General features: G+C 66.7%; 26 protein-coding genes. 12 read left to right on the top strand and 14 right to left on the bottom strand.

Translation table 11 applies throughout. From position 1 onward, the window contains the following. Window positions 1-14 precede the first annotated feature (14 nt). Together ASE66_RS06765 and ASE66_RS06760 are read right to left on the bottom strand one after the other, a co-directional pair. Window positions 15-2,537: a methyl-accepting chemotaxis protein gene (locus ASE66_RS06765; protein WP_156412050.1), complete on the bottom strand. Its 2,523-nt coding sequence runs from the start codon at window positions 2,535-2,537 to the stop codon at window positions 15-17. 134 nt (window positions 2,538-2,671) lie between these two features. Further along, window positions 2,672-3,814, bottom strand: a complete 1,143-nt coding sequence (locus ASE66_RS06760; RefSeq protein WP_057188851.1) for a dipeptidase — start codon at window positions 3,812-3,814, stop codon at window positions 2,672-2,674. Between the two features lie 400 nt (window positions 3,815-4,214). Here ASE66_RS06760 and ASE66_RS06755 point away from each other — a divergent pair, with 400 nt between their 5' ends. The 8 genes from ASE66_RS06755 (at window position 4,215) to ASE66_RS06720 (ending at window position 11,868) form a co-directional block, all read left to right on the top strand. Beyond that, entirely contained in the window at window positions 4,215-5,132 is a 918-nt protein-coding gene (locus ASE66_RS06755; RefSeq protein ID WP_057188850.1) for a branched-chain amino acid ABC transporter permease, read from the top strand. Window positions 5,133-5,142: 10 nt separating this feature from the next. Further along, window positions 5,143-6,519, top strand: a complete 1,377-nt coding sequence (livM, locus tag ASE66_RS06750) for a high-affinity branched-chain amino acid ABC transporter permease LivM (protein ID WP_057188906.1) — start codon at window positions 5,143-5,145, stop codon at window positions 6,517-6,519. Then, entirely contained in the window at window positions 6,519-7,355 is an 837-nt protein-coding gene (locus ASE66_RS06745; RefSeq protein ID WP_057188849.1) for an ABC transporter ATP-binding protein, read from the top strand. Before livM ends, ASE66_RS06745 begins: the two co-directional genes overlap by 1 nt. Further along, complete coding sequence (locus tag ASE66_RS06740) at window positions 7,352-8,107, top strand: ABC transporter ATP-binding protein (protein WP_057188848.1); 756 nt, start codon at window positions 7,352-7,354, stop codon at window positions 8,105-8,107. The genes ASE66_RS06745 and ASE66_RS06740 overlap by 4 nt, the downstream gene beginning before the upstream one ends. 28 nt (window positions 8,108-8,135) lie before the next feature. Further along, complete coding sequence (locus ASE66_RS06735; protein WP_057188905.1) at window positions 8,136-8,489, top strand: DUF6867 family protein; 354 nt, start codon at window positions 8,136-8,138, stop codon at window positions 8,487-8,489. A gap of 146 nt (window positions 8,490-8,635) precedes the next feature. Continuing rightward, on the top strand, window positions 8,636-9,751 hold the full coding sequence (locus ASE66_RS06730) for a branched-chain amino acid ABC transporter substrate-binding protein (protein ID WP_057188847.1): 1,116 nt from the start codon (window positions 8,636-8,638) through the stop codon (window positions 9,749-9,751). Between the two features lie 196 nt (window positions 9,752-9,947). After that, window positions 9,948-10,598: a glutathione S-transferase family protein gene (locus tag ASE66_RS06725; protein WP_057188846.1), complete on the top strand. Its 651-nt coding sequence runs from the start codon at window positions 9,948-9,950 to the stop codon at window positions 10,596-10,598. A 175-nt stretch (window positions 10,599-10,773) separates the two neighbouring features. Continuing rightward, window positions 10,774-11,868 (top strand): sensor domain-containing diguanylate cyclase, encoded by a 1,095-nt coding sequence (locus ASE66_RS06720; protein WP_057188845.1) that lies wholly within the window; start codon window positions 10,774-10,776, stop codon window positions 11,866-11,868. Window positions 11,869-11,931: 63 nt separating this feature from the next. Here ASE66_RS06720 and ASE66_RS06715 read toward each other — a convergent pair whose 3' ends face one another. Continuing rightward, window positions 11,932-12,492, bottom strand: coding sequence for an RBBP9/YdeN family alpha/beta hydrolase (locus tag ASE66_RS06715; protein WP_057188844.1), 561 nt, complete (start codon window positions 12,490-12,492; stop codon window positions 11,932-11,934). 43 nt (window positions 12,493-12,535) lie between these two features. Further along, window positions 12,536-13,843, bottom strand: coding sequence for an adenylosuccinate lyase (gene purB, locus ASE66_RS06710; protein WP_057188843.1), 1,308 nt, complete (start codon window positions 13,841-13,843; stop codon window positions 12,536-12,538). Window positions 13,844-14,024: 181 nt separating this feature from the next. Between purB and ASE66_RS06705 the strand changes: the two genes are divergently transcribed. Then, complete coding sequence (locus tag ASE66_RS06705; RefSeq protein ID WP_057188842.1) at window positions 14,025-14,375, top strand: DUF1428 domain-containing protein; 351 nt, start codon at window positions 14,025-14,027, stop codon at window positions 14,373-14,375. Window positions 14,376-14,496: 121 nt separating this feature from the next. On the opposite strand, the gene rpe is transcribed toward ASE66_RS06705, so the two are convergent. The 4 genes from rpe to ASE66_RS06685 all read right to left on the bottom strand — a co-directional run bounded on the left by rpe (window position 14,497) and on the right by ASE66_RS06685 (window position 17,860). Beyond that, complete coding sequence (rpe, locus tag ASE66_RS06700; RefSeq protein ID WP_057188841.1) at window positions 14,497-15,177, bottom strand: ribulose-phosphate 3-epimerase; 681 nt, start codon at window positions 15,175-15,177, stop codon at window positions 14,497-14,499. Between the two features lie 189 nt (window positions 15,178-15,366). Further along, a complete protein-coding gene (locus tag ASE66_RS06695; protein ID WP_244494823.1) occupies window positions 15,367-16,044 on the bottom strand; it encodes a glutathione S-transferase family protein in 678 nt (225 codons plus the stop codon). A gap of 81 nt (window positions 16,045-16,125) precedes the next feature. Beyond that, on the bottom strand, window positions 16,126-16,797 hold the full coding sequence (locus ASE66_RS06690; protein ID WP_057188840.1) for a glutathione S-transferase family protein: 672 nt from the start codon (window positions 16,795-16,797) through the stop codon (window positions 16,126-16,128). 64 nt (window positions 16,798-16,861) lie between these two features. Next, entirely contained in the window at window positions 16,862-17,860 is a 999-nt protein-coding gene (locus tag ASE66_RS06685; protein ID WP_057188839.1) for a hypothetical protein, read from the bottom strand. A gap of 397 nt (window positions 17,861-18,257) precedes the next feature. Here ASE66_RS06685 and ASE66_RS06680 point away from each other — a divergent pair, with 397 nt between their 5' ends. Then, on the top strand, window positions 18,258-19,505 hold the full coding sequence (locus ASE66_RS06680) for an NAD(P)/FAD-dependent oxidoreductase (RefSeq protein ID WP_057188838.1): 1,248 nt from the start codon (window positions 18,258-18,260) through the stop codon (window positions 19,503-19,505). 210 nt (window positions 19,506-19,715) lie between these two features. Here ASE66_RS06680 and ASE66_RS06675 read toward each other — a convergent pair whose 3' ends face one another. The 4 genes from ASE66_RS06675 to ASE66_RS06660 all read right to left on the bottom strand — a co-directional run bounded on the left by ASE66_RS06675 (window position 19,716) and on the right by ASE66_RS06660 (window position 22,757). Continuing rightward, complete coding sequence (locus ASE66_RS06675) at window positions 19,716-20,591, bottom strand: bile acid:sodium symporter family protein (protein ID WP_057188837.1); 876 nt, start codon at window positions 20,589-20,591, stop codon at window positions 19,716-19,718. A 131-nt stretch (window positions 20,592-20,722) separates the two neighbouring features. Next, on the bottom strand, window positions 20,723-21,133 hold the full coding sequence (locus tag ASE66_RS06670; RefSeq protein WP_057188836.1) for a DUF3574 domain-containing protein: 411 nt from the start codon (window positions 21,131-21,133) through the stop codon (window positions 20,723-20,725). A gap of 68 nt (window positions 21,134-21,201) precedes the next feature. Continuing rightward, the gene (locus ASE66_RS06665) at window positions 21,202-22,434 is read right to left on the bottom strand and encodes an FAD-binding oxidoreductase (RefSeq protein WP_057188835.1); all 1,233 of its coding nucleotides are present in this window, start codon (window positions 22,432-22,434) and stop codon (window positions 21,202-21,204) included. Beyond that, window positions 22,431-22,757, bottom strand: coding sequence for a cupin domain-containing protein (locus ASE66_RS06660; RefSeq protein WP_057188903.1), 327 nt, complete (start codon window positions 22,755-22,757; stop codon window positions 22,431-22,433). Before ASE66_RS06660 ends, ASE66_RS06665 begins: the two co-directional genes overlap by 4 nt. A 118-nt stretch (window positions 22,758-22,875) precedes the next feature. Here ASE66_RS06660 and ASE66_RS06655 point away from each other — a divergent pair, with 118 nt between their 5' ends. Both ASE66_RS06655 and ASE66_RS06650 read left to right on the top strand, forming a co-directional pair. Beyond that, window positions 22,876-23,562: a GntR family transcriptional regulator gene (locus tag ASE66_RS06655; protein WP_057188834.1), complete on the top strand. Its 687-nt coding sequence runs from the start codon at window positions 22,876-22,878 to the stop codon at window positions 23,560-23,562. A gap of 136 nt (window positions 23,563-23,698) precedes the next feature. After that, entirely contained in the window at window positions 23,699-24,214 is a 516-nt protein-coding gene (locus ASE66_RS06650) for a flavin reductase (RefSeq protein WP_057188833.1), read from the top strand. Between the two features lie 17 nt (window positions 24,215-24,231). On the opposite strand, the gene pcaC is transcribed toward ASE66_RS06650, so the two are convergent. After that, on the bottom strand, window positions 24,232-24,627 hold the full coding sequence (gene pcaC, locus ASE66_RS06645; protein WP_057188832.1) for a 4-carboxymuconolactone decarboxylase: 396 nt from the start codon (window positions 24,625-24,627) through the stop codon (window positions 24,232-24,234). An 11-nt stretch (window positions 24,628-24,638) separates the two neighbouring features. Next, window positions 24,639-25,418 (bottom strand): 3-oxoadipate enol-lactonase, encoded by a 780-nt coding sequence (gene pcaD / locus ASE66_RS06640; protein ID WP_057188831.1) that lies wholly within the window; start codon window positions 25,416-25,418, stop codon window positions 24,639-24,641. Window positions 25,419-25,468 lie beyond the last annotated feature (50 nt).

The raw sequence follows: 25,468 nt of genomic DNA, 5'->3' as shown, positions 1-25,468 counted from the left end.
CGTAGGAATGCGCCTCAGAACTCTTCCCAGCCGGCATCGTTGGCACGCTTGCGGGCTGAGGCTGAGGCTGAGGCCGGAGCCTGGCGCGGCGGCGCCTTCCGCTGCTCGACGAGTGCTGCAGCGAGCTTGCGCAGGCGTTCCGGCTCGGCGCCCCGGCCGCTCGCGATCGCCGCCAGGTCGGTAGTGCGCAGCGGCGGCGGGGCATACGGGGTGGCCGCGACCGGGGACCTCGCGATCGGCGCGAGCTCATCCCCGGTCTTGAAGGCCGCGACGAGGGCGTTGAGCTCGGCGATCTTGCCGGCGAGGGCGTTGGCGCTGGCGGCGCTCTGCTCGGCGAGCGCGGCATTGGCCTGGGTCATCTCGTCCATATGGGCAACGGTCTGGCTCATCTCCTCGATGCCGTTGGCCTGCTCGCTCGACGCGGTCGCGACCTCGGAGATGGTGGTCTGGACGCCGCGCGAGGCCTCGACGATGCGGGTCAGCGCATCGCCGGCCTGCTGGACCAGCTTCACGCCGGACTCGATCTCGCTGTTCGAGGAGGAGATCAGCCCGGAAATGTCCTTGGCCGCCTCGCCGGAGCGCTGGGCCAAGGTGCGCACCTCGGAGGCGACAACCGCGAAGCCCTTGCCGGCATCGCCGGCGCGGGCGGCTTCGACCGCCGCATTGAGCGCGAGAAGATTGGTCTGGAAGGCGATGCCGTCGATCACCGAGACGATCTCGGAGATCTTCTTCGAGGCGCCCTCGATCCGGGCCATGGCCGCGACCGCCTCGCCGGCGATGACGCCGCCGTCCTGTGCGACCTGCATGGCCTGACCGGCCTGGCGGACCGCCTGCTGCGAGGCCTGGGCGGAGGCCTTGACCGAGGCGGCAAGCTCCTCGGTGGTCGCCGCGCTCTCCTCCAGCGAGGAGGCCTGCTCCTCGGTGCGCTTGGAGAGGTCGTCGGCGCCGGTCGAGATCTCGCGGGCCGAGAGGCCGACATCCGAGGCGTTGGCCTGGATCGTCCGCATCGTCGTCGAGAGCCGCTCGGCGGTCTGGTTGATCGCCTCCTGCAGGGCGGCGAAGCGGCCGCGATAGCCGGTCGTCACGCGGTGGGTCAGGTCGCCGGCAGCGAGCGACTGCATCGCGTCGGCGAATTCGGTGGTGGCGGCATCGACGACAGCGTTGATCTCGTTGACGCCCTCGACCAGCTCGCGCAGCGGGCCGTCGACATCGCCGGCCTCGGCCTGGCCGGAGAAGTCGCCGGCGCGCGCCGCCGCGACGATGCCGGCGACCTCGCCGACGAGGGTGCGGACCTTGGCGGCCTGCTCGGCATCGGCCAGCATCGCGACCTCGCGGTCGCGCCGGTTGGTTTCGAGCGCGAGCGCGTTCTGGCGGTAGTCCTCGAGCGCGCCGCTCAGCGTGCCGATCTCGTCGGGGCAGGGCGGAGCGGGAATCTTCTGGGCGAAGTCACCGGCCTGCATGCCGGCGAGCGACGTCTGGAGCTGGGCCAGCGGCCGGGTGATGCGGCGCTGCACGCCGCGCCAGCTCACGACGCAGATGCCGAGCAAAGCGAGGAAGAGGCCACCGGTGATCGCAAGCCGGGTCCAGGCCCGCGACAGCGTCGCCTGCGTCACGTTCTCCATCTCATCGAAGGACTGGCCGACGGCGGCGAGGATCGTGTTGAACGGGCCGTTGCACTGCTTGGTCCATTCCTCGGGGCCGACGACCGGGCTGCTGCCCTGGCCGACGCGGCCGATCTGCTCGTCCATCAACCGGTTGGCGGCCGTGACCTCGGCGTTCATCGCGCCGACCTTGCGCGCCAGCTCGGGGCTGACGCCGGGGCGCGCCGCAAGCTGGGTCAGCTGGGCGATGCTGGCGTCGGATGCGCCGCGCATCTCGCCGAGCCGGCGCAACTGCGCCGCATCCATCGGCTTGTTGCTACCGAAGACCGGGCGCAGGACCGAGCACTGCGTGCCGTAGCTCGAACGCACGCGCCAGCCGGCCGCCTTGAAATTCTGCAGATCGGCGAGCGCCGGATCTGACATGCGGACGGCCGTCGAGGTCGCGTCCGAAGCTGTGGTCATCGCGGTCTCGATGTCGCCGACGCCGTTGTACCAGGGCATGGTGGCGGCGAGGCTGCGCTGCGGCTTGGGCTTCCCCGCCTCGGCATAGATCTCGGGCAGCTTGGCCGTAGTCGACTTTTCCTTTTCGCCGATCGCGGTGGCTAGCGCGTTGCGCTCGGCAAGGTCGGTGCTCCGCAGCAGCGCCATGGCGCTGGCGAGGGCGTCGCGATTGGCCTGCTCGATTGTCTTCAGCGTCGGCGCCGGATCATCGGCGACCTGGATCGCGGTTTGCGCCTGGCCACGATTGGAGCGGATGGTGTTGCCGGCGTTGAGGAGAGCCTCGTCGGCAGCGACCAGCTCGACGAGCCGCCGGCTGGTCAGCACGTCCTCGACCGACTGTTCGGCGAGAAAGGCGAGCGCGCCGAGGCCCGGCACGCACAGGCACGCCATGGTGGCGACGAGATAGGTTCTGATGGAAGCGGGAAATATGTTCACGGGTGCTGTCCGGGCTGTTCTGGCGCGGGACAGGGGGTAGCTAGCGCTCCGCCCCCGCTCGCAATGTCGGGCCCGGCAGCTTTGGCATCACACCCTTAAAACTTTGCCTCATTTCCGCCTTGTCGCGGGATGGCTCAGCGTGCCGCGGCGCTGGCGACCGAGCGCATCACCCTCAGCATGTTGCCGCTGGCGAGCTTGGCGAGATTCTCCTGCGACCAGCCGCGGCGGATCAGCTCTGCGAAGACGGCGGGGAAGGTCGAGGCGTCCTCGATACCGTCCGGCGTGAGGCCGCCGAAGAAGTCGGAGCCGATGCCGATATGGTCGTGGCCGATCCGCTTGGCCAGATAGTCGAGATGGTCGCAGTATTGCGCCAACGTCGCCCTTGGTCGCGGGCCGGATTTCTGGACGATCTCGGCTTCCACCTTCTTGAAGTCGAGCCCTTCCCGCGCCTTGCCGTATTGATCCCTGGCCGGCCGGTTCCAGTCGCGCGAGGCCTGATTGATGAAATCGGGGACGAAGGTCGCCATCACGACACCATCCTTGCCCGCGACGCGGTCGAGGACGTCATCGGGAACGTTGCGCGGGTGGTCGCAGAGCGAGAAGGCGTTGGAGTGCGACCAGACCACCGGCGCCTCGCTGACGTCGAGCACGTCGTGCATCACCTTCGGTGCGACATGGGCGAGATCGACGATCATGCCGAGCCGGTTCATCCGCCCGATCACCTGCTTGCCGAAGGCGCTCAGTCCGTTGTGGCGCGGTGCATCGGTGGCCGAATCGCACCAGTCATGGGTGTCGTTGTGGCAGAGCGTCATCAGCCGGACGCCGAGATCCCAATAGGCGTCGAGCGCGTCGAGCTCGTTGTCGAGAGCCGAGCCGTTCTCGATCGTCATGAACAGGGCGATGCGCCCCTCCTTCTTCGCCGCCTCGACGTCGTCGGCGGACAGGCCCGGCCGGAAGACGTCGGCGTGATGCTCCCAGATCCGGCGCATCAGCGCGATCTGCGCCAGCGCGAAGCCGGCCGGCTTGGGATGGCTCGGCGGGACATAGGCCGCGAAGAACTGGGCCGCGAGCTTGCCGGCGCGCATGCGCGGGATGTCGGTGTCGGTTTCGGGATGAACCTTGCCGAGATCGTAGGCTCCGAGGTCGCCCTTCGCGGCCCGGTCGAGCCGCACGACATAGGGCAGGTCGTTATGGCCGTCGATCAGTGGGACGCGGTCGAGCAAGGCGAGCGCCTCGTCATGAGCGGCATCGGCGAGGGGAGGGGCGGCGAGGACCATGGCGCACCTGGAAAAGCGGGATTCGCGGGAGGGTGATCGTGGCAGCGCTCGGAGCCATGCGCGAGGCCTAAAGCGCATGGCCTGAGCGCGATCGGAGCCACCATTCCGGTATCTCGCGCGCAGGTGGTGCGACATCGGCGACCGCAGGGCCTGGTGTCGCGGGATCGTGTACTGCATGCCGAGCAATCATGTTGCGCGGAATGCGCGCGGGGCCGCAGCATCGGCTGCCTATTGCATATGCAATGTCGTGCAGATTGCTTTTGACAGAAATGTGGCGCGGGGTGATTGTCGAGGGCGCAGACGGTTGGTAGCTCTGCGTCGAGATCGCATCCCGCATGCGTCGGTGTCATGCCGCGCAGAAAAGAACGGGTAACTGATTCGAGGGGTTAGGCGTCGTTCAATGGAAGTATTCGTCCAGCAGCTCATCAATGGGCTGACCCTGGGGTCGATCTACGGCCTCATCGCCATCGGCTACACGATGGTCTTCGGCATCATCGGCATGGTGAATTTCGCCCATGGCGATGTCTTCATGCTGTCGGCTTTCATCGCGCTGATCTTCTTCATGCTGATTTCGGCCTGGCTCGGCGCCGGCCTGATCGTGTTGACACTGTTCTTCGTCCTGATCCTGGCGATGTTCTTTACCTCGCTATGGAACTGGACGATCGAGCGGGTGGCCTACCGGCCGTTGCGCGGCTCGTTCCGCCTCGCGCCGCTGATCTCGGCGATCGGCATGTCGATTTTCCTGATGAACTTTGTCCAGGTCGTGCAGGGACCGCGCAACAAGCCGATCCCGCCGATGCTGAACAAGTCGATCCTGCTGATCGACAGCGCGACCTACCCGGTCTCGATCTCCTACAAGCAGCTCGTCATCATCATCACCACGGTCGTGCTACTCGCCGCCTTCTGGTACCTGGTGCAGAAGACGCCGCTCGGCCGGGCCCAGCGCGCCTGCGAGCAGGACCGCAAGATGGCCTCGCTGCTCGGCGTCGACGTCGACCGCACGATCTCGATCACCTTCGTGATGGGCGCGGCGCTCGCCGCCGTCGCGGGCGTCATGTACCTCGTGCTCTACGGTGTCGTGAATTTCGCCGACGGCTTCACGCCCGGCGTCAAGGCCTTCACCGCGGCGGTCCTGGGCGGCATCGGCTCGCTACCGGGCGCCGTGCTCGGGGGGCTGCTGATCGGCCTGATCGAGGTGATGTGGTCGGCCTATTTCACCATCGACTACAAGGACGTCGCCGCCTTCTGCATCCTGGCGGTCGTCCTCGTCTTCATGCCTTCCGGCATCCTCGGCCGGCCCGAAGTCGAGAAGGTCTAAGCCCATGGCCATGGACACATCGACGCCGACCAAGCGCCAGGCCGACATGATGAAGGCGCTGAAGGAGGCGGCCTTCGCGGCGCTGGTCACCTTCGGCCTGTGCATCCCGATCATCGCCTGGGGCACGCGCCAGAATCTCGACAACCAGCTCGTGCTCGATCCGCGCTGGGATGCGGTGGCCTGGGCCGTGGCGATCATCTTCGTCGGCCGCTTCCTGATGGCGCTGCGCCAGCAGAAGCGCGGCGATGGCAAGTCGATCGTGCGGCTGCTGCCGCATGGCACGGTCGGCTTCTTCCAGCGCCATTCGCGGATCTTCTCGCTGTTCGGCCTCGGCTTCCTGCTGACCTTCCCGATCATCGCGATCAATCTCGCCGGCTGGGGCGGGGCGCTGAAATGGATCGACAATTTCGGCGTCCAGATCCTGATCTACGTGATGCTGGGCTGGGGGCTGAACATCGTCGTCGGTCTCGCCGGCCTGCTCGACCTCGGCTATGTCGCATTCTACGCGGTGGGCGCCTATTCCTATGCGCTGCTGGCGAAGAATTTCGGCCTGTCCTTCTGGATGCTGCTGCCGCTCTCCGGCATCCTCGCCGCCTTCTGGGGCATGCTGCTCGGCTTCCCGGTCCTGCGGCTGCGCGGCGACTATCTCGCGATCGTGACGCTGGCCTTCGGCGAGATCATCCGCCTCGTGCTGATCAACTGGACGGAGTTCTCGAACGGCTATGCCGGCATCTCCGGCATCCCGCGGCCGACCTTCTTCGGCATACCGTTCACGGCGGCAGACGATGGTTTTGCCGCGGTGTTCGGGCTCGAATTCTCGCCGCTCTACCGCACGATCTTCCTCTATTACGTCATCCTGTGCCTGGCGCTTCTGACGGCCTATGTCAGCCTGCGCCTGCGGCGGCTGCCGGTCGGGCGGGCCTGGGAAGCGCTGCGCGAGGACGAGATCGCCTGCCGTTCGCTCGGCATCAACACCACCAACACCAAGCTGACGGCCTTCTCGCTCGGCGCCATGTTCGGCGGCTTCGCCGGCTCGTTCTTCGCGGCACGCCAAGGCTTCATCTCGCCTGAATCCTTCGTCTTCATGGAATCGGCGGTGATCCTCGCGATCGTCGTGCTCGGTGGCATGGGCTCGCTCTGGGGCTGCGCCATCGCCGCGATCGCGATGATCGGCGGCACCGAGCTGCTGCGCGAGCTCGACTGGTTGAAGCAGATCTTCGGCCAGGACTTCGACCCGACCAAATACCGCATGCTGATCTTCGGCTTCGCCATGGTGGTGATCATGATCTGGAAGCCCCGCGGACTGATCTCGACCCGCGAGCCGACCGCCTTCCTCAAGGAGAAGAAGGCGATCTCCGCCGATATGGTCCAGGAGGGGCACGGCTGATGACGACCAAGCCGCTTCTCCAGGTCGAGCATCTGACGATGCGCTTCGGCGGCCTGACCGCCGTCAACGACCTCTCCTTCGCGGCCCGCAAGGGCGATATCACCGCGCTGATCGGCCCCAACGGCGCCGGCAAGACCACGGTGTTCAACTGCATCACCGGCTTCTACAAGCCGACCGAGGGCATGATCTCGCTGACCCACGACAGTGGCGAAAGCCATCTGCTCGAGCGCATGCCGGACTTCCGGATCGCCTGGAAGGCCAAGGTCGCCCGCACCTTCCAGAACATCCGCCTGTTCGGCGGCATGACGGTGCTGGAGAACCTTCTGGTCGCGCAGCACAATCCGCTGATGATCGCCTCGGGCTTCACCTTTCTCGGCGTGCTCGGCATCGGCGGCTACAAGGCGCGCGAGAAGGAGGCGATCGAGAAGGCCAAGACTTGGCTGGAGAAGATCAATCTCGTCCATCGCGCCGACGACCCGGCAGCGGATTTGCCCTATGGCGACCAGCGCCGGCTGGAGATCGCCCGCGCCATGTGCACCGATCCTGTGCTGCTCTGCCTCGACGAACCGGCCGCCGGCCTCAACCCGCGCGAAAGCCTCGACCTCAACAACCTCCTGCTGTCGATCCGCAAGGACCACGGCACGGCGCTGCTCCTGATCGAACACGACATGTCGGTGGTGATGGAAATCTCGGACCATGTCGTGGTGCTCGACTATGGCACCAAGATCGCTGACGGCACGCCGGCCGAGGTGCAGGCCGATCCGAAGGTGATCGCCGCCTATCTCGGCGTCGAGGACGAAGAGGTCGAGCAGGTGGAAGCGGAGGTCGGCCTATGAGCGAGGCAGAGCCGCTCTCGGGCGTTCAAACCGCACCGCTCCTGGCCGTTCGCGGCGTCAAGACCTATTACGGCAAGATCATCGCGCTGAAGGGCGTCGACGTCGATGTCCGTCAGGGCGAGATCGTGACGATGATCGGCGCCAACGGCGCCGGCAAGTCGACGCTTATGATGACGATCTTCGGTACTCCGCAGGCCCGCGAGGGCACCATAACCTATGAGGGGCGCGACATCACGCGGATGCCGAGCCACGAGATCGCACGCCTCGGGATCGCGCAGTCGCCGGAAGGGCGGCGCATCTTCCCGCGCATGACCGTGTTCGAGAACCTGCAGATGGGCGCCGCGGTCGCCGGCATGCAGCATTTCGAGGAGGACCTCGAAAAGATCTGCGTGCTCTTCCCGCGCGTGAAGGAGCGCCTGCAGCAGCGCGGCGGCACGCTTTCGGGCGGCGAGCAGCAGATGGTGGCGATCGCGCGCGCCTTGATGGCGCGGCCGAAGCTGCTGATGCTCGACGAGCCCTCGCTCGGTCTCGCGCCGCTGATCGTGAAGCAGATCTTCGAGGCGATCCGCGAGCTCAACCGCAGCCAGGGGCTGACTGTGTTCCTGGTCGAGCAGAACGCCTTCCACGCGCTCAAGCTTGCTCATCGCGGTTATGTCATGGTCAACGGCGTCATCACCATGAGCGGCACCGGCAAGGAGCTGCTCGCCAATCCGCAGGTGCGGGCGGCCTATCTCGAAGGCGGCCGGCATTGAACGGCGCGGGCTTGAACGGAGCACGATGATGCAGGGCATTCTCTATGAGGAGCCGACCATCTGGCTCTTCCTGCTGGTCACCGTGGCGATGGGCGGCTGGGCCGCCTGGATGACGGGCCGGGCGGTGGCGATCACCTGGCGCCCGCCCGTGCAACTTGTCATCTATACGGCGATCCTCGGGCTGGTGATCCGCTTCATCCACTTCGCCCTGTTCGAGGCGACGCTGTTGTCGGCGCACTACTACATCGCCGACACGATCGTGCTGTTCGCCTTCAGCTTCGCCGGCTGGCGCTACAACCGGGCGCGTCAGATGACGACGCAATATCGCTGGCTCTACGAGCGCACCGGTCCCTTCACCTGGAGGGCTCGCGAGAGCACTTAAGGCGCCGAAAACACAACCAAAGTTCACGGGGCTTGCCGCGTGACAGCACCGCGAAAAAGCGCAAGACTGCGTTTCACGGTGGCACCACGCGCCGAGACGGGACGGCCAAACCGGCCCGTAATATACTCACAGGGGAGTCACAACGCATGAAGAAGCTGCTCTTGGGCGGTATTGCCCTTGGCGCGGTCCTCGCCTTTTCTGGCGTAGCGAACGCACAGATCAAGCTCGGCGTCGGCGGCCCGATCACGGGTCCGAATGCGGCGTTCGGCGCGCAGCTGAAGAACGGGGCGGAACAGGCTGCGGAAGACATCAACGCCGCCGGCGGCATCCTGGGCCAGAAGATCCAGGTCGTCCTCGGTGACGACGTCTCGGATCCGAAGCAAGGCGTCTCCGTCGCCAACAAGTTCGTCGGCGACGGCGTCAAGATGGTGCTCGGCCACTTCAACTCCGGCGTCACCATGCCGGCGTCGGAAGTCTATGCCGAGAACGGCATCCTGATGATCAGCCCCTCGGCGACCAACCCGAAGATCACCGAGCGTGGCCTCTGGAACGTGTTCCGCACCTGCGGCCGCGACGACCAGCAGGGTTCGGTGGCGGCGGAATACATCGCCAAGAACCTCAAGGGCAAGAAGATCGCCATCGTCCACGACAAGACGACCTATGGCCAGGGCCTCGCCGACGAGACCCGCAAGGGCCTGACTAAGGCCGGCGTCAAGGACGTGCTCTATGAAGGCGTCAACGCCGGCGAGAAGGACTTCTCGGCGCTGATCTCGAAGCTGAAGTCGACGGGCGCCGACTACCTCTACTGGGGTGGCCTGCACACCGAGGGCGGCCTGATCGTGCGCCAGATGCGCGACCAGGGCCTGAAGACCGTGCTGATCTCCGGCGACGGCATCACCACCGACGAGTTCGCCACGATCGGCGGCCCCGGCGTCGAAGGCACGCTGATGACCTTCCCGCCGGATCCGCAGAAGCGTCCGGAGGCCGCTGCGGTCCTGAAGAAGTTCGAGGCCCGCAAGTTCAAGCCGGAAGCCTACACGCTCTACAGCTACGCCGCGGTCCAGATCATGGCCGAAGGCGCCAAGCGCGCGAACTCGGTCGATCCCAAGAAGATCGCCGCGGCGCTGCATGGCGGCCAGCCGGTCGACACGGTCATCGGCAAGATCGGCTTCGACAAGAAGGGCGACATCACCCGCCCGGACTACACCGTCTACACCTGGAAGAAGGGTGCCGACGGCAAGATCGGCTATGTCGAGAACTGATCGTCGCTGATCGCCTCACGGCGTGAGACAGAGCCCGCTCCGGAGCGATCCGGGGCGGGTTTTTCTTTGGCGATTTTTCCTGGGGCCGCGCCGGATCGCGAAATCCAGTGGTCGGGAAAAACGAGGCGCATTGTCGGGAGGCGCGATGGTTGTTCGTCCTCCGGCTGCAAGCGCGAAACAATCATGGGAGCCGCCGATGACCGCCACCATCACCGCCTTCGAACGCTCTCCCGATCGTGGCAACGGCCTGGCGCGCGACATGCGCCTGCGCTGGGCGCTCGAGGAAGCCGGCCAGCCCTATGAGGTCCGCCTTCTGTCGTTCAAGACGATGAAGGAGCCGGCGCATCTCGCGCTTCAGCCTTTCGGGCAGATTCCGACCTATGAGGACGGCGACCTTTCCCTGTTTGAGTCGGGAGCGATCGTGCTCCATATCGCGGAACGCCATGCCGGCCTGCTGCCGAACGAGGCGAATGCCCGGTCGCGCGCGATCATGTGGATGTTCGCGGCACTCAACACGCTGGAGCCGCCGATCTTCGACCGGACCCTGGCCATGATCCTCGAACGCGACAAGCCATGGTACGAGGAGCGCCTGGGCGCCCTCGACGGCATCATACGCAAACGGCTCGAAGGCCTCTCCAACCACCTCGGCGATGCAGACTGGCTCGATGGCGCGTTCAGCGCCGGTGATCTCTTGATGGTGACGGTGCTGCGCAGGCTGCAGGGTTCGGGCTTGCTGGAAGAGCGGCCGAACCTTGCCGCCTATGTCGCCCGCGCCGAAGCGCGGCCGGCCTACAAGCGGGCTTTCGAGGCTCAGTTGGCGGTCTTCACCGCTACATCGGCGGGCTGACAAGGCGGCTCTGGAAGCTCCCGGACCTCTCGGGAACACCTGGCACGGTCCTCAACTCAGGCGGGCGACGGGCCGTGCGGCCCCTGCGACCCCGTGCCTACGAGGCATTTGAAGCAAAATCGAAATCTGGTCCTTAACGCCTGACGGATATCGTCTCCCGAGATGTGGGAGCCCGATGTTCAGAGCGCGAAGTCATTCCCTGCCGGCGACGGTCGAAGCCGAGATCATCTCTCGTCTGTTCAACGCCCTGCCTCAGATCGGCTTCGTGACCGTGTGTTTCGTCGCGGGAACAGCCCTCATCGCCAGTGAAACTGGCGATGCCTGGACGTGGGCGATCTTTTGCGTCGCGGTCGTCACCAGCCTCGCCCGCATCGCCGGCGTCCTGGCCTACCGGCGCCTGGCGCCGAAGCCGATGACGCTGGAGCAGGCGCGCCGCTGGGAGCGCGCCTATTCCCTTCCGGCGCTGGCGTTCACGATCGGCATAGCCCTCCTGACGGTCAGGGTCTTCGCGGCCGAGTGGACCAATGGCGAAATCCTGGCGGTCGGCCTGACGATGGCGCTGACCGCCGGTTCCTGCGCCCGCACCCTGCGCTACTGGCTTTGCGCGACGCTTTCGACCATCGCGCTGAGTGTGCTGATCGCGATGCTGCTGCTGTCCGGTGACCCGGTCCGGATCGGCCTTGCGGGCCTGTTCGCGCTCTATCTTTTGTCGATCTACGAGTCGTCGCGCCATATCGTCGGCCAGGTCGAGGCGCTTCTCATCGCCGAACGTGAGCTCGATGCTGCCGCGAGGCGCGATCCCTTGACCGGCCTTGCCAACCGGCGTGCCTTCGACGAGGCGCTCGCCGAGGCCGCGATGGGTGGCGACTTCGCCCTGCTACTGCTCGATCTCGATGGTTTCAAGGCGGTGAACGATCGCCTCGGCCACGCCGCCGGCGATGAGCTCCTGCGCCAGGTCGCGGCGCGGCTGTCGAGCATGCTGAGGGCTGGCGACACTCTGGTGCGCCTCGGCGGAGACGAGTTCGCCGCGATCCTGCCCGCGGCCAATGCGGTGGCGGCGAAGGCGATCGCCGACAGGGCCGTCGCGCTGGTCGGGCTGCCTTATGCCGTGCTGGGGGCGCCGGCGATCGTCGGAATCTCCATCGGGGTCGAGGTCGTGGAGACGGAAGGCGCCGTCGACGGGCAACGGATCAAGGAAGCGGCAGATCGAGCGCTCTATGCTGCCAAGGCTGCGGGCAAGGGACAGGCGGTTCTCGCCAGGGCAGCCTGAATCCAAGCCCGGGGCCGTCTCACGCCAGGGTAGCTGGCGGGTCGCCACGCGACCCCACTCCACTCACGCCACCGTCAGGCTCTTCATGAAGCCGGCGAAGCGCAGCAGGCCGTCCGGCCAGGGGCCGTGGCCGGATTCGGTGTTGAGATGGCCGCTGTCGCCGGCGTCGACGAACTCCGAGCCCCAGGCCTCGGCGAGCGCCTTGGCCTCGTCCGGCGTGCAATAGGGGTCCGTCGCGCTGGCGATCAGCACCGAGCGGAAGGGCAGGGGCTTTCGTGGGATCGCGGTGAAATCGTCGGCCATGCCGGGGATGGCGCGCTTGGCGCGCTCGGAGGCCGGCGCGACCAGGAAGGCGCCGGTGACCTCATGCGGCTTCAGATGCTCGGCGGCATGCGCGACCGCGCTGACCCCGGCCGAATGGGCGACGATGACGACCGGCCTCGTCGCGGCGCGCACGGCGGCGACGATGCGGTTCGCCCAGCCGTCGCGGGTCGGCTTGTACCAGTCCTCCTGCTCGACGCGGCGAGCGGTGGCCAGCTTTGCTTCCCAGCGGCTCTGCCAATGGTCGGGGCCGGAGCCCGACCAGCCGGGGACGATCAGGATGTCGGTGTCGGAGGTTTTCATGGCCGCTAGATAGGGTCGCGTCGCGTGAAGTCCAGCAGGCGCGTCACGCCTCCCCGAACACCCGGCGGAAGATCGTGTCGACGTGCTTGAAGTGGTAGCCCTCGTCGAACATCGCCTCCAGTTGCGCCACCGAGAGCTTCGCGGTGACGTCCTTGTCGGCCTTGAGGTTGGTGAGGAAGTCCTCGCCGTGCTCCCAGGTGCGCATCGCGTTGCGCTGGACCATGGAATAGCTGTCCTCGCGGCTGGCGCCGGCCTGGGTCAAGGCGAGCAGGACGCGCTGCGAATTGTGCAGGCCTCCAAGCTTGTCGAGGTTCTTCCGCATGTTCTGCGGATAGATCAGCAGCTTGTCGATGACGCCTGTCAGGCGGGCGAGGGCGAAATCGAGCGTCACCGTCGCATCGGGGCCGATCATACGCTCGACCGAGGAGTGTGAGATGTCGCGCTCGTGCCAGAGCGCGACGTTCTCCAGCGCCGGGGTGACCATGCCGCGCACGAGACGGGCGAGGCCGGTCAGGTTCTCGGTCAGGACGGGATTGCGCTTGTGCGGCATCGCCGAGGAGCCCTTCTGGCCCGGCGAGAAATACTCCTCGGCTTCGTAGACCTCGGTGCGCTGGAGATGGCGGATCTCGGTGGCGAGGCGCTCGACGCTGGAGGCGACGACGCCGAGCGTGGCGAAGAACATGGCGTGGCGATCGCGCGGGATGACCTGGGTCGAGACCGGCTCCGGCGTCAGGCCCATCTTCTCCGCAACGTATTCCTCAACCTGCGGGTCGATATTGGCGAAGGTGCCGACGGCGCCGGAAATCGCGCAGGTCGCGATCTCAATGCGCGCGGCGACGAGCCGGGCGCGGCAGCGATCGAACTCGGCATAGGCCTGGGCGAGCTTGAGGCCGAAGGTGACCGGCTCGGCATGGATGCCGTGCGAGCGGCCGATGGTCGGCGTCAGCTTGTGTTCGAAGGCCCGGCGCTTGATGGCGGCGAGCAGCGCGTCGACATCGGCGATCAGGAGGTCGGCGGCGCGGGCGAGCTGGACGGCGAGCGTGGTGTCGAGCACGTCGGAGGAAGTCATGCCCTGATGGACGAAGCGAGCCTCGGGGCCGACGATCTCGGCGAGATGGGTCAGGAAGGCGATGACGTCGTGCTTGGTGACGCGCTCGATCTCGTCGATGCGGGCGACATCGAAGGTCGCGTCCTTGGCCTTGGCCCAGATCGTCGCGGCCGCTTCCTTCGGCACGACTCCGAGCTCGGCGAGCTTGTCGGTGGCGTGCGCCTCGATTTCGAACCAGATGCGGAAGCGCGTCTGCGGCTCCCAGATCGCGACCATCTCGGGGCGGGAATAGCGGGGGATCATGCTGAGCTCGCGGCGTGATAATAAAGGGCTTGCCGGCTCGCTAGCACGTAGCGGCCCGCGACGGAATGCCGGAAGGCCGCTGCTGACAGCTTCGGGCCCTGGCCATGCCTAGCGTCCGCGCCGGCTGGGCAGGGCGCTCCTGGCTTGTGGAGCGCCGACAGACCCAAGGAGGAAAAGACCGATGTCCTATGTCGATGGTTTCGTTGCAGCCGTACCTGCCGCCAATCGCGAGGCCTATGCCGAGCATGCCCGCAAGGCCGCGCCGCTATTCAAGGAATACGGCGCGACGCGCGTTTTCGAGTCCTGGGGCGACGATGTTCCGCGCGGCAAGCAGACCGATTTCTATCGCGCCGTCGCGGCCAAGGATGACGAGGTCGTCGTCTTCTCCTGGGTCGAGTGGCCGAGCAAGGAGGCGCGCGATGCCGGATGGGCGAAGCTGATGGAAGATCCGCGCATGCAGCCGGGCGCCAACCCGATGCCATTCGACGGAACGCGCCTGATCTATGGCGGCTTCGCCGCGATCGATCTTTAGAACTAAGCCGTCATTCCCGAGCGGAGCGAAGCGTAGACCCGAGAATCTCGTGACGAGAGGGCGCTATGGGAGCCTCTTCCGGTCTGAGATGCTCGGGTCAAGCCCGAGCATGACGCTTTGCTCAAACCCAGTCGCCGCGCGCCGCCTCCGCCGCCTTGCGGATGGCGGCGATGTTGCCGGCATAGGCTGATGGCCCGCCCTTGAACACCGCGGAGCCGGCGACGAGCACATCCGCGCCGGCCTTGACCGCGAGCGGCGCGGTTTCGGGCGTGGCGCCGCCGTCAATCTCGAGCGCGATCGGCCGGTCGCCGATCAGGGCCCGAATTTGCGCGATCTTGTCGACCACCGAATGGATGAAGCTCTGTCCGCCAAAGCCGGGGTTGACCGTCATCAGCAGGATCAGGTCGACGTCGCCGATCAGCGGTTCGGCTGCGCTCGCCGGCGTGCCGGGATTGAGCACGATGCCGGCCTGCTTGCCCTGCGCCTTGATCGCCTGGATCGTCCGGTGCGGATGCGGGCCTGCTTCAACGTGGAAAGAGATCAGGTCGGCGCCGGCCTTGGCGAAGGCCTCGATGTAAGGGTCGACCGGCGCGATCATCAGATGCACGTCGAAGAACTTCTTGGTGTGCGGCCGGATCGCCTTCAGGACGTCGGGGCCGAAAGTGATGTTGGGCACGAAATGCCCGTCCATCACATCGCAATGGATCCAGTCGGCGCCGGCCTCGTCGATGGCGCGAACCTCCTCGCCGAGCTTGGCGAAATCGGCGGAGAGGATGGATGGGGCGATGCGGATCGTGCTCATGCGGGGCGTTTAGCCTGTTTCGCTCAATCGCGAAACCATTCCGGTGTCATCCCGGACGGAGCGTAGCGGAGATCCGGGATCCATTCCGGAGCCTTCCCAGGAGAGATTCCGGAATGGGTCCCGGGTCTCCCTGCGGTCGCCCGGGACGACGCCGCTCTTATCGCGAAGCAGGAGGTTTCTCCGCCACCGTCAAGCCCGCTTCAACGGAAATGACAGGCGCCGGTCGGCCTCGGCGATCTCGACGGCGGCCTGGGTGAAGGCAGGCCGGAGCTTCAGGCGATCGAACCAGCGCGACAGGCCGTCGAACGGAGCAAGCGAGGGACCGCCGAGGCGAAGTGAGAACAGCACGCTCATGAACAGGGCGATGTCGGCGATCGAAACGGCGTCGCCGAAGAAGTCACGGCCAGCGAGCCTGTCTTCGAGCACGGCATAGTGCTTTTCCAGAGCATGCTCGGCGATCAGCGCGTCGGCCTCCTGAGCGAAGCGCCTGGTCTGGTCGGTGCTGGGCGGGCTGGTGCGGTGCATCAGCGGCTTCAGCGCCTGCAGCATGATCTCGTCGGCATAGAGCTCGTTCAGCCGGCAGCGGGCGCGCGCGCCAGGGCAGAGCGGAAAGAGGGGCGGCTCAGGATAGGCGTCCTCGAGATATTCGAGGATCACGGTGGAATCATAGAGCACCAGCCCGTCATCGTTCAGCACCGGCACCTGGTGCTTGGGGTTGATGGCGACGACTTCGGGATGCTTGGGATCGTAGCCGGTCGTCTGGTTGAACGGCACCATGATCCGCTCGAAGGCGAGGCCCTTTTCGCGTAAAGCGATCTCGATCTTGCGCGAGAACAGGCTGAGCGGCCCCGAGTAGAGCGTGATCATGGCAGGAACTCCGGTTTTGCTTGCCAGAACTCTGACAAAGCTTGCAGTCAGCTCGCGTCAGCAGGGATTTCTTTCCCGGAGCTAGAGGCGCTGGAGCGGCAGCGAAAGCTTGCGGTCCCAATCGGCGATCTCGGTCAGCTGGGCCGCGAAGACCGGGCGCGCGCCGACCCGCTCGTACCACGCCGCGAGCGCCGGAAGGGCGGCGAATGACGGCCCGTCCAGCCGACGGACATAGTGCACCATCAGAAACAGCGCGATGTCGGCGACGGAGAAGGCACCGCAGAGATAGGGCTTCTGGCCGAGCACCGCTTCGATCTCGACGAAATAGCGCGCCAGCAGGGCTTCGGCTGCCCTGGCCTCGCTTTCCGCCTGCTCCAGCTCCGCCTGTGGCAGGCGTTCGCCGTTGCGGTGGAAAAGCTGGCGCAGCGCGCCGAACACCACCTCGTCGGCGAAGAGTTCGTGCTGGCGACAGCGCGCCCGTTCGACTGGCGTCGCGGGGTAGAGCGGTGGCTGCGGATAGGCCTCGTCGAGATATTCGAGGATCAGGGTGGAATCGTAGAGGGTCAGCTCGCCATCGATCAGGACCGGGACCTGCCCCTTCGGATTGGCGGCGAGCACGTCAGGGTGCTTCGGATTATAACCGACCATCTGGTTGAACGAGACCACGACGCGCTCGAAGGCCAGCCCCTTCTCGGCAAGGGCGATCTCGACCTTGCGGCCGAACAGGCTGAGTGGTCCGGAATAGAGCTTCATCGATATGGTCCCCTTTGCCCAGCCGTCAAAGCGGCCGGTGACAGGCAGCTTGGGGCCGGCCTGGTCACCCTGCGTCAGCAGAGGCTTCTCGGCGCCTGATACGCGCTGCGACACCGCGCAGCAGCCAGGGCAGGAGATAGATCGGGAACTGGGCCAGCGCGAAGTAGAGGAAGGTGGTCGGCGGCACGCCGGCGCCGAGCGCCGCGACCAGGAGGCCCATGTTCCGCTGGCCGGTGCCATAGCCGATCATGAAGCGCTCGGAGCGGGGAAAGCGGCGCAAGGCCAGCCAGGCGCTGGCGAGGCCGACCGCCGAGACCAGGAAGGCCACGGCGAGGAAGAGCGCGACCTGGCCCGGTCGTTCCATCGCCGCCTTGGTGACGCCGTCCATCGCCGCGATGGCGAAGATGAAGTACATCAGCACGCCAAAGCCATCGAGATTGGGTTTCAGCGCACGGATGCGTTCGGCTCCGAGCCAGCGCCGAATGGCGAATGCGACGACCATGCCGCCGCCGATGAACATCACGAGCCGCAGGGCCAGCGCCAGCCGGTCGAGCGGGACGGCGGCTCCCGCCAGCCAGTCGACCAGGAATGGCGCGATCAGCGGGCTTGCGATCGTGGTGACGATGACGCCGGCGATGATCAGAGAAGGCTCGAAGCCGTAGAGAATGGCGACCGCGGGGGAGGACATGATCGGCGGTGCCGCGCCCATGATCGCGATGCCGAGCAGGAGGCCGGGATCGAGCGCTTCGCGACCGAGCAGCAGGAGGGCCGCCGCGATCAGCAGGGCCGGGACGAAGAGCAGCCAGAGGCAGGTCACGATCAGCTTCGCCGGCCGGCGCACCAGCCCGGCGATGACGCCGAGATCGGCGCGCATGAACACCACCGTGGTGAAGCAGAAGATCGTGATCGGCAGGAGCGGGCGCGCCGCCGCCGAGAACTGCGGCAAGGCGAGCCCAAGGAAGATCGAGAGCGCGAAGCCTTGCGTGCCGTAGCGGCCGAGCAGAGCGAGGGCGGAGGCGAGGGCGGAGAGCATCGAAACCGGGAGAGCGAAACGGAGCGCCACACTGGCCGATCCGGACCGCGGCGTCATCTGGTGCTGGCGCAGGGCGGCCCGCCGTCATTGCTGGGGCGCTGTCGGCGACTTGGCGGTGCGTCTCGATCTAAGCCCGGTCATTATGGACAGGCCGCGGAGCGGCGCTGGTCCGGAATCCATTGTAGCGTGCGAAGCCCTCCGATGGATTCCGGCGCGCCGCTTCGCGGCGGCCAGGATGACGGCTAGCCTTGACCGCAGAAACTTGTGCAATTTTGGCGTGGAAGGTTCTTTGGCCAGCCGTCATGTCATTGGTGCTGCATAAAATACGAAACTTTGCCGGATATCCCGCAATATTCCACACAAGAGCTGACAGCGCCGCGTCCGGCGCTATTCTTGCAGGAGGGGAAGGCTGGCGGAGACAGATTAAATGCGCACGGACGCGATCGTTGTTGGGGCGGGCATCGTCGGGATTTCGGTGGCGCTGCATCTGCAGAAGGCGGGCCGTTCGGTGCTGCTGGTCGATCGCGGCCAGCCCGGCGGTGAGACCAGCTACGGCAATGCCGGCCTGATCCAGCGCGAGGGCGTCTACCCCTACGGCTTCCCGCATGATTTCGGTGCGCTCATCCGCTATGCGATGAACAACACCATCGACGCGCATTATCACTGGAATGCGATCCCGAAGCTCGCGCCGTTCCTGTGGTCGTACTGGATGCATTCGCGCGCCTCGCAGCATGAGGCGATCGCCCACAAATACGCGACCCTGATCGAGCATTGCGTGACCGAGCACGATGCGCTGGCACAGGAAGCGGGCGCGACCGACCTGCTGCGCCGCAAGGGCTGGATGAAGGTCTTCCGCACGCAAGCGCAGCAGGATGAACGGCTCGCGGAAGCCGAGCGCTGGAAGCGCGATTACGGCCTGAACCATCGCGCACTCGACGTCGCTGCCTTGCGGGCCGAGGAGCCGCATCTCGACCAGAGCCTGATCGGCGGCCTGCACTGGACCGACCCGGTGACTGTGATCGACCCGCTCGGCCTGTCCAAGGCCTATCTCGCGCTGTTCGAAAAGCTCGGCGGGCGCTTCGCCCAGGGCGATGCCGCCACGCTGACGCAGGATGGCGATCGCTGGAGCGTGACGCTGGCTGACGGCACCAAGGCGCTCGGCATGGATGCGATCGTCGCGCTCGGGCCCTGGGCCGACGTGCTGACGAACCGACTCGGCTATCACCTGCCGCTCGCGGTCAAGCGCGGCTACCACATGCATTACAAGCCGCTCGGCAACGCCGTGCTGAACCATCCGGTGCTCGACACCGAGCGCGGCTATTTCCTGGCGCCGATGCGACAGGGCATCCGCCTCACCACCGGTGCCGAATTCGCCAATCGCGGCGCGCCGAAGACGCCGGTGCAGCTTGCCCGCGCCGAGCCGATCGCCAAGACCTTGTTCCCGCTCGGCGAGCGGCTCGATGCCGAGCCGTGGCTCGGCAACCGGCCGTGCACGCCGGACATGATGCCGATCATCGGGCCAGCGCCGAAGCACCGGAACCTCTGGTTCTCCTTCGGCCATGCCCATCACGGGCTGACGCTGGCGGCGGTGACCGGGCGCATGGTCGCCGAGATGGTGAGCGGCCAGAAGGTCTTCGTCGACCCGACCCCGTTCGCACCGGCGCGTTTCGGCTGAGCCCACTTTCTCAGGCCTCATCCTGAGGAGTCTGGCCCAAAATTGTGCGGGTTCTAGAGGTTGAGCTTCGACATCCATCAGGGTGTCATCCCGGACGGAGCGAAGCGGAGATCCGGGATCCATTCCGGAGCCTCACCGAGATAGGTTCCGGAATGGGTCCCGGGTCTCCCTCCGGTCGCCCGGGACGACACGCGTTTCTTGGGCGGGAGATCAGGCTCTGGCGGGCGTATTCCTGCTGGATCGCAGCAGCCAGGCGGCGAAGGCCGAGGCGGTCACGTACATGACCAGGCTGTAGATGCCGGGCACCACGGCCGCGGCCGGGTTGCGCAGCACGTTCAGCGCGATGAAGATCGCCAGCGCCGCATTGTGGATGCCGATTTCCATGGCGATCGCGATCGCCTGGCCCTTCGGCAGGCGCAAGGCCAGCGGCGCGAGATAGCCGGTGAGCATGCTGACAAGGTTGAAGGCGAGGCAGGCTCCGCCGACCGCGATCAGGCTCGGCAGCAGCGCCTTGCGCTCGATGTAGATCGCGCCGGCGATCAGGACGGCGAGGACGAGGATCGAGAAGATCTTGATCGGGGTCTCGGCGCGGATGGCGAAGCGCTCGGCCCGCGCCCGCAGAAGCATGCCGAGCGCCACCGGGATCAGGATGATCGCACTGACCTCGATCACCTTGCGGTGCGGCGGCGGCACGTATTGGTCGGCCCCGAGGAAATAGGCGAGCGATAGGTCGAGCACGATCGGCAGGGTCAGCAGGCAGAGCAGGCTGTTGACCGCTGTCAGCGTGATGTTCAGCGCGACATCGCCGCGGGCGAGATGGCTGTAGATGTTGGCCGTCGCCCCGCCAGGCGCGGCTGCGAGCAGCATCAGGCCGATGGCGTGATCGGGCGAAAGCTTCAGGCCGATCGCGATCGCGAAGGCGGCGAGTGGCAGCAGCAGGACCTGGAGAAACAGCCCGAAGCCGACGGCGAGTGGATAGCGCGCAACGCGGCGGAAATCCTCGAGCGTCAGGCTGAGGCCTAGTCCGAGCATGACGATGCCGATGGCGAGCGGCAACAGCAGATCGGTCAGGATCGAAGCCTGCATCAGCGTTTCCCCTTGTCGGCATTTTCTATGCCGTTGCGTCAGGCTAGTTGAGGAACGGGGTCTAGGCCACTGACTTCGCGGCTTCTTTTCGCGACAGGGTTTCCGATTTTCTGCGCCAGGGCGATCTGACGTTAAAACGAGGCACAGGCCGGCTTCAGGATGAGCCCGACCGATTGCTGATTGAAGCGGCGCTTGTAGGCCTCGGCGATGGCGGCGAGCTTCTCGCGATTCTCGGTCTCGTCCGGGGTCGCGATCAAGATGAGCTTGCTCGGCTCGCGGATGAGCACGCCGCGCTCGCGGTCGCGATATTGTCCGCTGGCGTCGAGGATGGTGAGCCCGTCGGGAAAGCGCGGCGTCACCTCATCATCGACGAAGCGGCGGAAGGCGGTTTGGCTGACGCCGATGCGGTCGCCGATCTTGCGGCCGAAGAGCAGTTCGGCCGTGAGCATGGCCTGCTGGCCGGGCGCGCAGGACGGCGGCGCCAGGCCGGCGCAGCCGCCGAGCGCGCCAGCCAGAAGAAGCGCAAAGCCGAGTCGGATCATGGCGTTGCCCCTGCCGGCTGAGAGGCCGATTCAACCGCCCGCCAAGCTATACGCTTAGCGCAATCGCATCAGAAGCGCTGCGGGCTGAAATGGCCGAGGTCGATCGCGGGTGGGCGGCCGGCGATCAGCGCGGCGACGAGACCGGCCGTCGCTGTCGACTGGGTCATGCCGTAATGGCCGTGGCCGAAGGCGTAGACGACATTGGGGTTGCGGCTGGCCTTGCCGATGACGGGCAGGGAATCCGGCAGCGACGGGCGAAAGCCCATCCAGAGCTTGCCGCTGTCGAAGGCTGGCAGCCCATCCACCAGCGTCGCCGCCTTGTCGTAGAGCGCCTTGGTGCGGGCATGGTTCGGCGGCGCCTCCAGCCCGCCGAACTCGACGGCGCCGCCGATGCGCAGGCCGCTTTCGAGCGGGGTCATGACGAAGCCGTGGTCCTTGAAGCCGACCGGGCGGTTGGTCAGCCCGGTCACGCCCGGAAAGCTGACATTGTAGCCGCGCTCGGTGTCGAGCGGGATGTTGTCGCCCATCGCGGCCGCCAGTGGCTTCGACCAGGCGCCGGCCGCGACGACGACGCGGTCGACGACGCGCTGCCAGCCATCGGGCCCGACCAGGGCAGGGCGCTCGCCCAGCGAGATGTTATCGACCTGCGCCTTCTCGAAGGTGGCGCCGCGCGCCAGCGCGCTCTCGAAGAGCGCCATGGTGAGGGCGAGCGGGTCGCTGATATGGGCGCAGTCGGGGTGGAAGGCGGCGCCGGCGAAGCGGTCCTTCAGCGCCGGCTCGAGCTGGCGCAGCTCTTGCGGCTGCAGCATGTCGACGGCGATGCCGGCGGCGCGCTGGCGCCGGGCGAGCTCTTCGAGGCCGGCGGTGTCGCCGGGATTGCGATAGGTGTAGAGCGCGCCGCGGCGGTGGATATGCCCGCCGAGCCCGGTCTTCTCGGCGCGCGACAACCAGGCCGGCAGCGCCAGTTGCTGGATGGCGACGATGCCGGCGATCGAGCGCTCATAGGCGGCGGGACGGGCCGCGAGCAGGAAGCGCGCCAGCCAGGGCAATAACTGTGGGAGATAGCCGAGGCGGATCGCCAGCGGGCCGAGCGGGTCGAGCAGGAATCCCGGCACCTTGCGGAGCATGTTCGGGCTGGCGATCGGCAGCACGTCGGTATGGGCGATGATGCCGGCATTGCCGCGCGAGGGGCCGAAAGCCGGCCCTTCCCTGTCGAGGATCAGGACCTCGTGGCCGTCGTCGAGCAGAGCGTGGGCGGTGGCCGTGCCGACGATGCCGGCGCCGATGATCGCGATCTTCATGTGGTGGGCAGGAGCTTGAGGGCCGCGGGCTGCTTCACCTCGATCTCGACGAAGGCGACCGGGTGGGGCGAGCCGTTCATCACGTCGTGCTGGATGCCGGCCTGGCGCATATAGGCCTGGCCCTGTGCCAGCGGCACGTCGGTCTCCTTGGCGCCGTCATGGATGCGCAAGGTGCCGGCGACCAGCATGATCACGAAATAGGGCCAGCCATGGCTGTGCCAGCCTGTCACCGCGCCCGGCTCGAAATCCCAGCGCGTGATCCTGACCGTGTCGTCGTCCTGCTGGAGCGTGGCGACAGCGGGGATCGTGCAGGCGAACGCCATGTCGGCCTCCATGCGCGGGATTTCCGGCTTGCGCGGCTGGCACACCCGCCTTGTGGTCTCGTTGAAAGTTCTGATATATCAATGGTATCCGAAGCGTCAAGCATCGCTGGTGCCGCCCATGACCGAGGATGCCAACGTTTCCGCCGAAGGTGCCGTCGGCGCTCGCGCCTCCGCCAGTCTGTCCGATCTGGCCTATCGCCGCCTCGAGGAGGCGATCGTGACCCTGTCCCTGCGGCCGGGCGCGGTGCTGACCGAGGCGCAGATGATCGAGCTCGTCGGCGTCGGCCGCACGCCGGTGCGCGAGGCGCTGATCCGTCTGGCGCAGCAGGGGCTGGTCGAGATCCTGCCGCGCAAGGGCGTCGCCGTCACCGCCATCGACGCGATCGACGTGATGGCGGCGCTCGACGCCCGCGAGGTGCTGGAGCGCCTGGTCGCAACCGAGGCGGCGAAGCGCGCCGGGCCAAGCGAGCGCAGCGCCATCCTCGCCAGGGCACGGGCGATGCGCGAGGCGGCTCAGGCGGACGACGTCAACGCCTATATGCGCTTCGACAAGGAGCTCGACGCATTGGTCGCGGCGGCGGCACGCAGCCCCTATGCGAGCCGCGCCGTCGAGCCGCTGCAGGCGCTGATCCGCCGGGCCTGGTACTTCTTCGACCGGCAGATCGACCTCGTGCCGGCCGCGCACCACCATGTGATCCTGGCGCAAGCCCTGGTCGCGGGCGAGCCGGGCGACGCTGCCGAGGCGAGCGATGCGCTGATGCAGCATCTGCGCGCAGGGCTTCTGGCGGCGCTGCGGCGCGAATGAGCCGGGCGGCTCGGTCGTTTAAGTGATATATCTTAACCTTGCACTGGAAAATGGCCCGCGCGTCGTGAATTGACGCAACTCGCCTTTTACCGCTGCGCGCCTAGATAAAGGCAGTATTCTCGCGCAGAGTTGGGCGATGAACAGCATGGTCGATGCCGCCTTACGCGCTGCGCTTCCCGATGCGCACGCCTTCCGCGAGGCGATGGCGCAGGTCGCGAGCGCCACTCATATCGTGACCACCCTGGGGCCGACCGGCCGTTCGGGGCTGACGGCGACCGCCGTCAGCTCGGTCTCGGTCTCGCCTCCGACCGTGCTCGTCTGCATCGAGGCCGCCAGCCGGACGCTCGCGGCGATCGAGGAGAGCGGCATCTTCTGCGTGAACACGCTGGGGGCTGCCGATCACGAGCTCGCCACGGTGTTCTCGGGCCGGCGCGGCCTGAAGGGGGAGGACCGCTTCGCCGTCGGTGAATGGGGCGAGCTGTCGACCGGCGCGCCGGTTCTGGCGAGCGCGCTCGCCAGCTTCGACTGCCGTGTCGCCGCGGTGCACCGGGTCACGACCCATCGCATCCTGATCGGCCAGGTCGTCGCGATTGGCGGCGGCGGCTCCGGACCGGGACTGGTCTACCGCAACCGGCGTTTCGGCGGGTTCTGAACCAGCCAGTCCTGATCTCAGCCCTTGCCGGCTTCCGCGTCGATCTCGGCGAAGACCGACGAGGCTTCCTTGAAGGCGTGATTGGCGGCCGGCACGCCGGCATAGACCGCCGTCTGGATCAGCACTTCCTTGATCTCGTCGCGCGAGAGGCCGTTGTTCAGCGCGCCGCGGACATGGATGCGGAACTCGCCCCAGGCGCCGAGCGAGGCGGCGATCGAGAGCACGATGATCGAGCGCTCGCGTCGCAGCAGGCCGGGCCGGTTCCAGATGTCGTTCCAGGCGGTGCGGGTGATGAACTCCTGCCAGTCGCTGGTGAAATCGCTGATTTCTGCGCTGGCCTTGTCGACATAGGCCTCGCCAAGCACGGCCCGGCGGGTCTTCATGCCCGCGTCAAAGCGGCTCTTCTCGTCCATCGTGTTGGTTCCTAGCTCTTGAGGAAGTCGAGCACGGCTTTGGTGAAGGCGGCCGGCTGCTCGAGGTTGGAGAGGTGCGCCGCATCGAGCTCGACGCGCTGCGCGCCCGGCACCGTATCGGCGATGAAATGCCCTGCTTCCGGCGGCGTCGCCGGATCGACCTTGCCGATGATGACGAGGACGGGATTGCGGATCGCCTGGATCGTGCCGCGCTGGTCCATGTCGCGGATCGCCGCGCAGCAATTGGCGTAGCCGAGCGGCGGCGTGGTCGCGAGCATCTCGCTGACCCTGGCGATCGTCGCTGTGTCGCGCTCGCGGAAGGCCGGGCTGAACCAGCGCTCCAGCGTCGGCTGGACCATCACCGCCATGCCGTTCTCGCGGACATTGCGGAGGCGTGTCTCCCAGTTTTCGGGCGGGCCCATATAGGCGCCGGTGTTGGCGAGCACGACCTTGTCGAAGCGCCCGCCATGATGGGTGGCGAGCCATTGGCCGACCATGCCGCCCTTGGACAGTCCGCACCAATGCGCCTTCCCGATGCCGAGCGCGTCGAGGATGGCGAGCGCGTCGTCGGCCAGCATGGCGATCGAATAGGGCGTGTCCGGCGCGGTCGAGCGGCCATGGCCGCGGCTGTCATAGCGCACGACGCGGAAGTGTCTGGTCCATTCGGCGACCTGCGGATCCCACATCGAGAGATTGGTGCCGAGCGAGTTCGAGAGCAGCAGCGCCGGGGCGCCCGCGTCGCCGTCGACCTGGACATGGAACGGCTCGCCCCGGATCGTCGTCATCGTCATGGTGATTTCCTCCGGCGGTGGAAACGCCGCGTTCAGCAAGCGGAATGCGT

Origin of the sequence: Allobosea sp. Root483D1, assembly GCF_001429505.1 — a bacterium.
GTDB lineage: Bacteria > Pseudomonadota > Alphaproteobacteria > Rhizobiales > Beijerinckiaceae > Allobosea.
This window is presented reverse-complemented; position numbering and strand designations above follow the sequence as displayed.